The 13128-nt window shown below is 46.0% G+C and carries 8 protein-coding genes, 1 pseudogene and 2 CRISPR repeat arrays; of the genes and pseudogenes, 8 read left to right on the top strand and 1 reads right to left on the bottom strand.

Going from position 1 to position 13128, the window contains the following annotated elements:
* Positions 1–39 precede the first annotated feature (39 nt).
* The 7 genes from cas5c to AC6I3O_RS19910 all read left to right on the top strand — a co-directional run bounded on the left by cas5c (position 40) and on the right by AC6I3O_RS19910 (position 9868).
* Positions 40–789 (top strand): type I-C CRISPR-associated protein Cas5c, encoded by a 750-nt coding sequence (gene cas5c / locus AC6I3O_RS19940; RefSeq protein ID WP_497852369.1) that lies wholly within the window; start codon positions 40–42, stop codon positions 787–789.
* The gene (gene cas8c, locus AC6I3O_RS19935; protein ID WP_497852368.1) at positions 764–2638 is read left to right on the top strand and encodes a type I-C CRISPR-associated protein Cas8c/Csd1; all 1875 of its coding nucleotides are present in this window, start codon (positions 764–766) and stop codon (positions 2636–2638) included. The genes cas5c and cas8c overlap by 26 nt, the downstream gene beginning before the upstream one ends.
* A complete protein-coding gene (gene cas7c, locus AC6I3O_RS19930; protein WP_497852367.1) occupies positions 2631–3488 on the top strand; it encodes a type I-C CRISPR-associated protein Cas7/Csd2 in 858 nt (285 codons plus the stop codon). Before cas8c ends, cas7c begins: the two co-directional genes overlap by 8 nt.
* Positions 3489–3493: 5 nt before the next feature.
* Positions 3494–4153 (top strand): CRISPR-associated protein Cas4, encoded by a 660-nt coding sequence (gene cas4, locus AC6I3O_RS19925; RefSeq protein WP_497852366.1) that lies wholly within the window; start codon positions 3494–3496, stop codon positions 4151–4153.
* Position 4154: 1 nt separating this feature from the next.
* Entirely contained in the window at positions 4155–5186 is a 1032-nt protein-coding gene (gene cas1c / locus AC6I3O_RS19920) for a type I-C CRISPR-associated endonuclease Cas1c (RefSeq protein ID WP_497852365.1), read from the top strand.
* Between the two features lie 8 nt (positions 5187–5194).
* The gene (gene cas2, locus AC6I3O_RS19915) at positions 5195–5485 is read left to right on the top strand and encodes a CRISPR-associated endonuclease Cas2 (RefSeq protein WP_497852364.1); all 291 of its coding nucleotides are present in this window, start codon (positions 5195–5197) and stop codon (positions 5483–5485) included.
* A gap of 161 nt (positions 5486–5646) precedes the next feature.
* Positions 5647–8118: direct repeats of the CRISPR family, unit length 32 nt; unit sequence GTCACTCCCTGCGTGGGAGTGTGGATTGAAAT.
* 190 nt (positions 8119–8308) lie between these two features.
* Positions 8309–9868, top strand: coding sequence for an IS1634 family transposase (locus tag AC6I3O_RS19910; protein WP_497852363.1), 1560 nt, complete (start codon positions 8309–8311; stop codon positions 9866–9868).
* 30 nt (positions 9869–9898) lie between these two features.
* A CRISPR array of direct repeats spans positions 9899–10721; the repeat unit is 32 nt; unit sequence GTCACTCCCTGCGTGGGAGTGTGGATTGAAAT.
* Positions 10722–11169: 448 nt separating this feature from the next.
* Here the strand turns inward: AC6I3O_RS19910 and AC6I3O_RS19905 are convergent.
* Positions 11170–11364, bottom strand: a pseudogene (locus AC6I3O_RS19905) (nuclease); the annotation flags it as partial.
* Between the two features lie 102 nt (positions 11365–11466).
* On the opposite strand from AC6I3O_RS19905, the gene ptsP reads away from it, so the two are divergent.
* Positions 11467–13092 carry a phosphoenolpyruvate--protein phosphotransferase gene (gene ptsP / locus AC6I3O_RS19900; protein ID WP_497853537.1) on the top strand — a complete coding sequence of 542 codons (1626 nt, stop codon included), beginning with the start codon at positions 11467–11469 and terminating at the stop codon, positions 13090–13092.
* Positions 13093–13128 lie beyond the last annotated feature (36 nt).

The raw sequence follows: 13128 nt of genomic DNA, 5'->3' as shown, positions 1-13128 counted from the left end.
TGATATTCATTAGAAAGAAGAGAAAGCAAGGAGGAAGGAATGAAGCACAGGAACTCGGTAGAATTTGAAGTGAAGGGAGAGTATGGGTTATTCGCAGACCCGGTCACGCGCGTAGGTGGAGAGAAGTTCTCCTACCAGGTGCCCACGTATGAAGCGTTGAAGGGAATCCTGCAAAGCGTGTACTGGAAACCGACGATTATCTGGATCATTGATGAGGTACGGATCATGAACCAGATTCAGACGGAGACGAAAGGAGTGCGTCCGATTAAATATTATAATGATAAGAATGACCTTTCTTATTATACATACCTGAAAGACTGCCGGTATCAGGTGAGGGCGCATTTTATCTGGAATGAGAACCGTCCGGAGCTTGCAAAAGACCGGAATGAGAATAAGCACCATAATATTGCCCGTAGAATGATCGAGCGGGGCGGCAGGAGGGATATTTTTCTTGGGACAAGGGAATGTCAGGGATATGTAGAGCCTTGTAATTTTGGAGAAGGGAAAGGTTTCTATGACGAGCTTGCAGAGCTGAGTTTTGGAATGATGTACCATGGGATTACCTATGCGGACGAGGCGTACTCGGAAGAAACAAAAGGAAAGATGACGGTAAGGCTGTGGCAGACAGTGATGAAGAATGGCGTGATTGCATTCCTGCCGCCGTGGGAATGTATCCACAGGCCCGTGAGGAAAATGGACATGAAGAAGTTCGACGAGGCGTCGGGGAACTTTTCCGTAATCAGCGAGGAAGGAGGGGGAATGGATGTCATGGATGAGCCAGCTATATAAAACATATGAAAGGAATATCGGCAAAAGTCAGCAGGACGAGGTCCCGCTTACGCCGGTCGCCCATATGAACGCCAATGCACAGGTTGAAATTACGTTAAATAGAGAAGGGGAATTTCTGGCGGCAGAGGTGGTCGATAAGAAGGAGTCCGTGACATTAATTCCCGTCACGGAATCGTCGTCAGGCAGAAGCTCCGGCGTTGCTCCCCATGCATTATGTGATATGCTCCCGTATATTGCAGGGGATTTCCCAGAATATTGTGAGGATGAGAAGCAGAAAAAAAGCGCCGGGGAAAAGTTCAAGGCATTTTTAGAAAATTTAGAAAAATGGGAAAAGTCCGAAGATTCTCACCCGAAAGTAAAGGCAGTTTATCATTATCTTTCTAAAAAGATGACAATCTCAGATTTGATGAAAGCAGGCCTGGTTGAATTGACGTCAGAAGGAATGTTTGAAAAGAAAAAAATCAGCGGACAGCCCTATGATAAAGCGCTTGTAAGGTTTCGGGTATTTGACGGCATACAGGAAGAGGACTGCACTTGGAAAGACCTGTCTTTGATTGAGGCTTATACGAAATATTATTTAAAGGGGCAGCAGGGGAAGAAAGATATCTGTTATTATACGGGCGAAGAGAGGACTATTTCCACGAATCATCCAAAAGGCATTGTGGCGTCTGACTACGGTGCAAAATTAGTGTCGGCAAATGACGGAATTGGTTATACCTATCGTGGAAGGTTTCAGAACTCGGAACAGACATATGCATTAAGTTATGAGGCATCTCAGAAAATACACAGCGCATTGACATGGCTAGTCAAGAAACAAGGCGTATACGTGGGAACACAGGACAAGCGAACCTTTATCTGCTGGAATCCTGACGGAAAGAAGACCCCGAACCTGTTTGAGGAATTGGGACTTTTTGATGACGAGGAGGACGATTATACGGAGATTTCTTACCGTAAGCAGCTAAGAAAAACGTTGATGGGATATCAGGAGCAGTTTGAAGAAACGGATTCCATCATCGTCATGGGGCTGGATGCGGCAACGACAGGGCGTTTATCCGTGACATATTATCATGAACAGGCGGCAACGGATTTTCTGGAACGTATTTTTTACTGGGGGAGGACATGCAACTGGCAGTATTTGAAATTTAATGAGAAGAAACAGCCCTATTATGTTGTCGAGACGCCGATTTTTCGCAGGATTGTAGAGTGCGCATTCGGGAGAGAGAATGGAAATTTTATCGAAGCGGGCGATAAGGTCCTGAAAGAGCATACCCAGCGTCTTTTGAAATGTATGCTTGAAAAGCAGCCGATTCCATATGATATCGTACATGCCCTGGCAATCCGTGCCTCTACGCCAATGGCTTACACCAGAGGAAATCGGGAACGGGTATTGTCTACGGCATGTGCATTGATCAGTAAATATTACTATGAAAAAAATAAACAAGGACAGGGGGAGAAAGAGGAGATGAAACTGGATTTAGAAAATCACGACAGGAGTTATTTATTTGGAAGGCTTTTGGCAGTATGTGAAAAGGTTGAGAGAATCACATATGACAGAGGGGAATCCCGGGAGCCGAATGCGATCCGCCTTCAGTCGGCATTTGTAAACCATCCCATGCAGAGCTGGAAAATATTAGAAGGATTGTTGAATCCGTATTTCCAGAAATTGCGTCCGGGTTTCAGGGAATATTACAAAGGGCTGATTGCCAGCATTGTGACTTCATTTCAGGATGAAGATGCCATGGCGTTAAATCAGGAGTTAAAAGAGACATATTTATTAGGGTATTACCTGCAGAGAGCGGAATTGAATAAGAAAAAGGAAGAAAAAGAGGAGGAACAGGAGAATGAGTAATTTGCAGAATAAGATTGATTTTACAGTATTGATTAAGGTGGTAAATGCGAATCCCAATGGAGATCCGCTGAATGGAAACAGGCCGAGGACAACGTACTCAGGACATGGAGAGATATCAGACGTATGCCTGAAAAGAAAGATCCGGAACCGTTTTCAGGATATGGGAGAGGAGATTTTCGTGCAGTCAGCCGATCGCAGCATGGATGAATGTACTTCGCTAAGTGAGCGGGCTTCCGAGAATATTGCGAAGTATGAGTCCAGTGATGATTATGCCAGACAAGCATGTGAGAAATGGTTGGACGTGCGCACGTTCGGACAGGTATTTGCATTTAAACCGAATAAGGATAAAAAAGAAAAAGAGGGCGTCTCCGTGGGGGTGCGCGGCCCGGTATCTATCCATCAGGCAGTCAGTTGTTCTCCCATTGATGTCAACAGTATGCAGATTACGAAGAGCGTCAACAACGAGCCGGAGAAAGGAAAGAGTTCCGATACGATGGGTACGAAGCATTTTGTGGAATTCGGGCTGTATCGTATGAAGGGGTCCGTAAATGTACAATTGGCTGAGAAGACCGGATTTTCGGAGGAAGATGCGGAAAAGTTAAAGGAAGCGCTGCGGACACTGTTCATTAACGATGCGTCTTCGGCAAGACCGGATGGCAGTATGGAGGTTGTTTCTGTTTACTGGTGGAAGCACAAGAATAAGATTGGTCAGTATTCGGCGGCAAAGGTACATGAGTCTTTGAAGATTACGTTGAAGGAAGGTGTGTTAGCGCCGGCTTCTGTGGATGATTATGAGATTAGGATCGATGCACTGCCGGAGTTGGAGCCAGAGGTGACTGAGGGGATATAGAAGAGATGTATCAGGAAGATGATTATTTGATGTTATCCGGGCTGCAGCATTTTGCATATTGCAGAAGGCAGTGGGCGCTCATACATATTGAACAGCAGTGGGCGGAGAATGAACGGACTGTGGACGGACAAATCTTCCATGCTGTGGCGCATGACAAGGGGCGGATTGAAAAGAGGGGAGACTTGCTCATTACACGAGGGCTTCCGATTAAGTCTGCGCAGTTAGGAATGTCGGGGCTCTGTGATGTGGTGGAGTTCCATAAGTCTGCGGAGGGCGTTTCACTGGCTTCCTATGAGGGATTGTGGCAGCCTTATCCGGTGGAATACAAAAAGGGCCTGCCCAAACTGAATGAAGCGGATGAGCTGCAATTGTGCGGGCAGGCGATCTGTCTGGAAGAGATGCTGCTCTGCCGTATTCCGGGCGGGAGTTTGTTTTATGGAGAGAACCGTCGGAGGAAGGCGGTGGAATTTACGGATGAGCTTAGGCGAAAAGTATTTGATATGGCAAAAGAAATGCATGATCTGTGGGAAAAGGGATATACGCCGAGAGTGAAACCGCAGAAGGGCTGCAATGCCTGTTCACTGAAAGAAATATGTGTGCCGAGGCTTGGAAGGGTAAAATCGGTTTCTGCTTATATCGAAGGTAGCCTGTCGGGGGAATGCTAGTATGAGAAAATTGTTGAATACATTGTTTATCACAACAGAGAATGCTTTTCTATCACTGGAAGGGGAGACAGTCTGCGTAGAGATTAATAAAACGAAGGCTGGGCAATTTCCGCTGCATACGTTGGAGAGCATCATTTGCTTTACCTATAATGGTGCGACTCCCGCTTTTATGGGAGCTTGTGCAAAGCGTGGGATTCATCTGGCATTTTTTAGCCCTTTTGGGAAATTTTTATGCAGGGTGGTGGGTGAAAACCAGGGGAATGTATTGCTGAGGAAACAGCAGTATCGGATATCTGATGGAAAAGAGGATAGCTGTCTGATAGCGAGAAATTTTATATTAGGAAAGGTATTTAATTGCCGTTGGAGCATTGACAGGACGCTGCGCGATCATTCTCTCAGGGTAAATGAGGAAGACTGCCGGAACGCGGAACAGTATTTGTCGAATGCCATGGAAAAGATAAGGTACGTGGAGGATTTGGACTCGCTCCGGGGGTTGGAAGGCGAGTGTGCTTCGGTGTACTTTGGAGTGTTTGACCAGCTTATTTTGAATCAAAAAGAGGTGTTTTTCTTTCGGGGGCGGAATAAACGTCCGCCTCTGGATCGTGTGAATGCCATGCTGTCTTTTGGATATACTTTATTGGCAAATGATTGTGCGGGAGCGTTGGAAGGGGTGGGTCTGGATTCTTTTGTCGGTTTCCTGCATCGGGACCGTCCGGGAAGGAAGTCTCTGGCGCTTGATTTGATGGAAGAAATGCGGGCCGTGCTGGTGGATCGGTTTGTTTTGACCTTGATTAATAACCGACAGATTAAGGGGGAGCATTTTCGGATATCGGAAAGCGGAGCCGTGGAGTTTACGGATGATGGAAGAAAGAAATTTCTGACGGCGTGGCAGGAGAGAAAACGAGAGCAGATCACGCATCTTTATCTGCAGGAGAAAATATGCTGGGGGCTGGTGCCCCATGTACAGGCGTTGTTGCTTGCAAGGTATTTGCGGGGGGATATAGATGGGTATCCGCCGTTTTTGTGGAAGTGAGGGATAATATGCTTGTGTTGATTACGTATGATGTGAATACGGAAGACGCCAAAGGAAAGAGCCGGTTGCGTAAAGTGGCGAAGCAGTGCGTGGATTATGGACAGAGGGTGCAGAATTCGGTGTTTGAATGCATTGTTGACCCGGGGCAGTGTAAATTGCTGAAGAATCAGTTGCTGAAGATCGTAGATTTGGATAAGGATAGTTTGAGGTTCTATTATCTTGGGAATCAGTATCAGAGTAAGATAGAGCATTATGGTGCGAAGAAGACGGTTGAGCAGGAAGGGGTGCTGATTTTGTAGTTGCGAAGGGGGAGTATACATAGAAGTCGGGGAGGGTTCGCACTGGAATGGAGCGGATGGGTGGAGAGGAATGTGGATGAGGTAGGTAAGTGAATGGAAGAGTTTGTTAATAATAGACAAATATAGATGAGTATGAGGAATAGATTTTATTTATATTTGCGGTCACTCCCTGCGTGGGAGTGTGGATTGAAATCTTGTGTTATCAAATAAATATCTGATACATTTAGTCACTCCCTGCGTGGGAGTGTGGATTGAAATCGTATATTGCCCGCTATCGTGCATGCAATTAGTGTCACTCCCTGCGTGGGAGTGTGGATTGAAATTGTTAAAAACGCGTTAATAATCGCTCGGCGTGCCTGTCACTCCCTGCGTGGGAGTGTGGATTGAAATTGTTAATCAGGAGATTATTGCTCTGAGCCGTGCAGTCACTCCCTGCGTGGGAGTGTGGATTGAAATTGTTTGTGCGAGCATCTCCGCGTAACGTGTAACGTCACTCCCTGCGTGGGAGTGTGGATTGAAATATAATTATACGCCATATATCATACCTCCTAATAAGTCACTCCCTGCGTGGGAGTGTGGATTGAAATCGAGATTTTCTGATGTTTGCTTTTTATTTTTTAGGTCACTCCCTGCGTGGGAGTGTGGATTGAAATAATAAAGTTACAATTAATATATCGTACATTGTGAGTCACTCCCTGCGTGGGAGTGTGGATTGAAATTTTGTTTATCCCCGCCAGTTCTATAACTATTCCCGTCACTCCCTGCGTGGGAGTGTGGATTGAAATTTATAGATTGCATGGAGGGCGAAAGCTGTCTGTAGTCACTCCCTGCGTGGGAGTGTGGATTGAAATAACTGTTTGGTGATGCTGTCAGTTGTAGGAGGGTGTCACTCCCTGCGTGGGAGTGTGGATTGAAATACATCCTTCATTGAAGCATGTGGGAATCTGCCTTGTCACTCCCTGCGTGGGAGTGTGGATTGAAATAATGCCGAACCCGTAACGCCCCGGGTGGAGATTCGTCACTCCCTGCGTGGGAGTGTGGATTGAAATGAGAAAAGTACAAAACAATCACTTGTGATAATGGTCACTCCCTGCGTGGGAGTGTGGATTGAAATATTGAGCTAACGCCGGATGAACTGGGCTATGCGGTCACTCCCTGCGTGGGAGTGTGGATTGAAATTTACAAAGTGCTTCAATCTGGTATCTTTCCCGCTCGTCACTCCCTGCGTGGGAGTGTGGATTGAAATCACCCAAACAAAGATTTCACCACAAAAAAATTATGTCACTCCCTGCGTGGGAGTGTGGATTGAAATTTTAATCCGCATTTTATCAAAGATTGTTTTATGCGTCACTCCCTGCGTGGGAGTGTGGATTGAAATCAGAAAAAAAAACAAAAATGTCATAGAATGGCAGGTCACTCCCTGCGTGGGAGTGTGGATTGAAATCATAGTCCTGCGCTGGATACGCGCAATCGAATAGGTCACTCCCTGCGTGGGAGTGTGGATTGAAATAAGGATATGGCACAAACCTTATTGAAGGTTTGGTGTCACTCCCTGCGTGGGAGTGTGGATTGAAATACCGGGACACCGAGGCAATCACCGAGGAACTGACGTCACTCCCTGCGTGGGAGTGTGGATTGAAATGGAGATACTAAGAAATACTAAGGTAAAAGAGGAAGTCACTCCCTGCGTGGGAGTGTGGATTGAAATCGGCAGCTTTTAGCATGAATGCCCAAGATGCGGCGTCACTCCCTGCGTGGGAGTGTGGATTGAAATACGAGTTGAACCAAGACACATACAGAAAGTATTTGTCACTCCCTGCGTGGGAGTGTGGATTGAAATCCGTCGGGGGCTGGGTTGTCTTTCACTGGATTCCCGTCACTCCCTGCGTGGGAGTGTGGATTGAAATTTTTATCGTTTCGCCATCGACCCGAACCATTTTGTCACTCCCTGCGTGGGAGTGTGGATTGAAATTCGATTGCACGACTACATACAGTATCGGTCAAGAGGTCACTCCCTGCGTGGGAGTGTGGATTGAAATTGTTTTGAAAATCCATGCCATCCGGCATATGGATGTCACTCCCTGCGTGGGAGTGTGGATTGAAATGCTACTGTCAACTAAGAATTGGGGAAGGGACAACGTCACTCCCTGCGTGGGAGTGTGGATTGAAATAATGCTCTGCTTTACGATAAAGCCCACCGTTGCGGTCACTCCCTGCGTGGGAGTGTGGATTGAAATCTCGGTGGAGGTGTTATTGTCCGCCACCTGCGAAGTCACTCCCTGCGTGGGAGTGTGGATTGAAATTATCGACACGCATGTACCGCAACAAATCTTCCATCGTCACTCCCTGCGTGGGAGTGTGGATTGAAATTCCATAAAATGGTTGTCCACCATGGCAGACAGCAGTCACTCCCTGCGTGGGAGTGTGGATTGAAATATGACGGACATATAAAGCGTATATATCCACGTTGTCACTCCCTGCGTGGGAGTGTGGATTGAAATACGTGAAACATCGAAGGAGGTGGAACGTTAATGGGTCACTCCCTGCGTGGGAGTGTGGATTGAAATCAGCGAGCGCGAATTTATGGCGTTTAACGATGCAGTCACTCCCTGCGTGGGAGTGTGGATTGAAATTCGTTTAATCGAAGGAAGTCAGTTTGATACTGTGTCACCTAATCTCCCGGAATTGTTATACATAGGTCTTTAAGCTTATTCCCCAGATTCCTTATGAAATCGGTGTTTAACCCGTGTTTTTCCTTTACAAACATATGTATAAATGGTATAATAAAAACATAAAATTATACATATGTTGGAGGGAATCTGCATGGCATCTCTGGTCTATCTAAAACACAAAAATGGCACCACATACGTTTATGAAAACGTCTCCTACTGGGATAAAAAGTCAAAAAAACCGAAATCAAAACGTAAGTGCATTGGACATCTTGATCCGGAAACCGCAACAGTACAGCCAAATGGTATGCGTGGCGGCAATCAGAAAAACATTACGCCCAAATCAGAAAAAGAGCCGCCCAAATGTTTCACTTACAGCTGTGGCGTATCCTCCCTTTTGGATAAGGTATGTGCAGATATCGGGCTCGGACATATATTGAAAAAATCCTTTCCCAATGACTGGGATGCCATCCTGACATGCGCCTATTACCTTGTCAGCGAAGGGCAGGCGCTGTCCAGAGCCGAAAAATGGTCCCAGCAGGCAGTCACACCTTATGGGGCGGTGCTTGCTGACCAGCGGATCAGTGAACTGCTGATACGGATCACGCCGGAACTCGTCCAGGGCTTCTTTTCAGCATGGATGGAACATAACAGCTGTGACAGGTATTACTGTATGGACATCACAAGCGTTTCATCCTATAGTGAGCTGAACGAATTTGTATCATATGGGTACAACAGAGACAAGGAAAAGCTTCCACAGATCAATCTTCTGATGGTCAGCGGTCATACAAGCCGTCTTCCTTTATTCTTTAGGGCTATGCCTGGGAGCATCCATGATGTCAGCACGATGGATGAAAGCTTTAAAAGGCTTGACCTCGTTGACGCGAAACGGCTGCATATGGTCATGGATAAAGGATTTTACAGCGAGGATAACGTGGATGCCCTATATAGAAGGCATATGCGGTTTCTGGTTGGCGTTCCGTTTACGACATCCCTTTCTTTGGATGCGGCAGAGCGTCACCGCAATGATGCAATGATCTCTTACCGCCACTACTGTAATGTCCTTGGGGAAGAACTCTATGCGGACACAGAACTCATAAAGTGGAAAGGGCACCGCTGCTACCTTCATGTTTATTTTGACAGTATCAAAGCCGCGCTGGATGAGAAAAAGTTCAGCCATCGGATTCTGATGGAATATGAGGAACTCTGCTCAGGGAGTACGGTAAAAGAGCATCAGAAAGACTACGAAAGATTTTTTACTGTCAAGGAGACTCCTAAGCGGGGCAGGAAGGTTGAATACAATCAGGAAGCGATAGATGTCTGCAGAAAGAACAGTGTTGGCTGGCTTGTGCTTGCGACAAATGATGTCAAAGATCCGGTGAAGGCACTTGAAATATATCGGATGAAGGATACAATAGAAAAGCACTTCGATGACTTGAAAAATGACCTTGATATGAAAAGGCTGCGTATCCATTCCTCAGCAGCAATGGACGGGCGGCTGTTTATCCAGTATATTGCCCTGATACTTACTTCTCAGATTAAAAACATCATGAATGAGGCCGGATGGTTCAAGAGCCATAATATGCAGGAAGTGATAGATGAGATGAAATCCTTGCGGGTAGTTTCTGTTGAAGGGAAACGTAAACAGATCTACACAACGACAACAGCTTTTCAGAAAGAAATTATTGAACTCTTTGGGCTTAACATCGGCTAACATATGTATAATTTATATGGGATTTTAGGTGTCACTCCCTGCGTGGGAGTGTGGATTGAAATTTTCCACTTTTTTACTACCATCCGCAAAGCCGAGGTCACTCCCTGCGTGGGAGTGTGGATTGAAATTATGTTCCCGCCCGCTGTACAGAATATACCGTCCGGTCACTCCCTGCGTGGGAGTGTGGATTGAAATATGACATGGCGCTTAATAATGAGTTTGTATACAAGTCACTCCCTGCGTGGGAGTGTGGATTGAAATAGTTTATTCGGCAATTTTTAACTAAATATTTTGGTCACTCCCTGCGTGGGAGTGTGGATTGAAATGCCCATCATGTGTTCGCGTCCCGCTCTCTTTTGTAGTCACTCCCTGTGCGGGAGTGTGGATTGAAATAGCTACGCGCTCCGGGAAGGTACCAGGCTTCTAGTCACTCCCTGTGCGGGAGTGTGGATTGAAATTGGCCTCTGCTCAGGCAAGCAGCAACACCACCGCGTCACTCCCAGTGCGGGAGTGTGGATTGAAATTATTTCTATTACATCTACTGGATATAGTGCCTTAGTCACTCCCAGTGCGTGAGTGTGGATTGAAATACAGGTATAAGTTACTGAATGGTACATATCGGTCTGTCACACCCAGTGCGTGAGTGTGGATTGAAATCTGCCACTCCTTACACTTGCGGATTATGCGAAGGTCACACCCAGTGCGTGAGTGTGGATTGAAATTCTTTTAATTTTTCATCGTCTGTTATGATTTCGTGTCACACCCAGTGCGTGAGTGTGGATTGAAATAGCAGTATCATTAACGACACGTTCCATGACATCGTCACACCCAGTGCGTGAGTGTGGATTGAAATAGTCTCATAGATTTCTCAATGTAAGGTCACAAAGGTCACTCCTATGCGTGAGTGTGGATTGAAATTGGATATGGCGCGGCTGAAAGATTCTGAAAACTTGTCACTCCCAGTGCGTGAGTGTGAATTGAAATCGGCCGGAATGGAATCGCCGCGGCGGCCGTACAGTCACTCCCAGTGCGTGAGTGTGGAGCGGCCTCTTTCGGTATCTTTTTCAGAAAACGCTCACCATATGCATAGAGAAAGGTCTGGCAGAAGGGAAACTGGTTTTTACAGACTCGATACACATGAAAGCAAAAACATCCCAGCAAACGGAATCCATAAAGCAGTTGGAAAGGATAAAATCGAAACCATTCACCACCGTGAGAACAAAACAGACCCCAAAGCAGGATTTTACAAGCAAAAAGGGAAAGCAGAAGGGATGTATTACCTGTCCAAGATGAAATATCAAGTCATGCATGAACTTCCCGATTGGCGTATCTCTACAGTAAGCGCCATTTACATTCAGGATGTGCGAACCGTCCTCAAATCTTTCCCAACCCTTTTGCCATTATGTCATTCTCTAAGGGAAAGATTACCTACGTATCCGGCAGTTTGACGAAGTCCTCGCCTTTCTTCAAAAGGCTGCGTCCATCAAGTTGGAGTTTTTCAAGGGTTCTTGATGTAATTTAAGTCATATTATGTTACAATTCATATCAGACTCCATTATGCATAAATTAAATAGTATGGCGGAAGTGAGATGAAAGAGATGCAGAAATTTTTAGGCAAATCCGCAAACAAAGGCATTGCCCAAGGCCCCGTAATGGTAATCAAAAACGGAAATCTACGCATAAGGCATGAGAAGATATCCAATGTCCAATCCGAAATAAAACGCGTAGAAAGCGCGGTAAAACGAGCCAGAGAACAGCTCCAGACATTGTATACAAAGGCATCGGAAGAAATAGGTGAATCTGTTGCGGCAATTTTTAAAGTACACCGGATGATACTGGAAGATGAGGAATATCTCGGCTCCATCCGCAATATTATTACTGCCGAGATGGTAAACGCTGAATATGCCGTAGCAATTACCGGAGAAAAATTTACCAGAATCTTTTCCGGTATGGATGACGAATATGTGAGTGCAAGGGCAGCAGACATGAAAGATATCTCAGACCGACTGCTCCGAATATTGGACGACCGGGAAGATACAGGCAGGAGTTCAGAAGCCCCTGTCATCATTGTGGCAGAAGATTTGAGCCCCAGTGAGACAATCCAGATGGACAGAGAAAAAGTTCTTGCATTTGTTACCATCCACGGTTCCACCAACTCCCACACGGCAATTCTTTCCCGACTCATGAATATTCCATCCTTGGTGGGAACGCCTTTGAATCTGGAAAATATCCGAAACGGTATGACGGCGGTGGTAGATGGCTTTGAAGGTACAGTGATCTTTGAACCGGATGAAAAAACATGTAGACAGGCAAAAGAACGTATAGAAGAAGAGCAGAAGAAGATCCGACTCCTACAATATTTAAAGGGAAAAGAAAACGAAACGCGAGACGGAAGAAAAATCAGCATTTGCGCCAATATTGGAAGTGTCACGGACGTAGAAAGTGTGTTGGAAAATGACGCAGGAGGAATCGGGCTGTTCCGAAGTGAGTTTCTGTATCTTGGGCGAAATGATTTTCCAGCAGAGGAAGAACAGTTTCAGGCATATCGTCAGGTCGTACAGAAGATGGGAGGAAAGAAGGTCATCGTGCGAACCTTGGATATCGGTGCAGACAAGAAGGCAGAATATTTCGGCATTGGAAAGGAAGAAAATCCGGCTATGGGATATCGTGCAGTTCGTATCTGCCTGAAACAGCCGGAGATATTAAAAACACAGCTTCGAGCATTGTTCCGTGCAGCGGTATACGGCAATCTTTCAGTCATTTACCCGATGATAACCTCTGTAGAGGAAGTGCAAAGGCTTCTTGGGATTGCCGAAGAAGTACGAGATGAACTTGCGAATGAGAAGATTCCATTCAGATATCCCAGGCAAGGGATTATGGTTGAAACGCCGGCGGCAGTTATGATCAGCGACGAGCTGGCAGAGCTGGCAGATTTCCTTAGTATTGGAACGAACGACCTGACCCAGTATACGCTTGCCATCGACAGGCAGAACGAGAAACTTTACGAATTCTATAACCCGCACCATAAGGCAGTCATGCGGATGATACGGATTGTGACTGACAATGCTCATAAACATGGCAAACGGGTCGGTATCTGTGGGGAACTTGGTGCTGATACGGAACTGACGGAAGAGTTTTTGCGCATGGGAATCGATGAGTTATCCGTGGCGCCTTCTATGGTGCTCGAACTTAGGAAAATTGTCCGGGAAATGAAAGAATATTGAAAGGGACAGGAAGATATGCTATGATGTGAATTGGAA

This window comes from Sporofaciens sp. St.21A7 (assembly GCF_059728535.1).
This window is presented reverse-complemented; position numbering and strand designations above follow the sequence as displayed.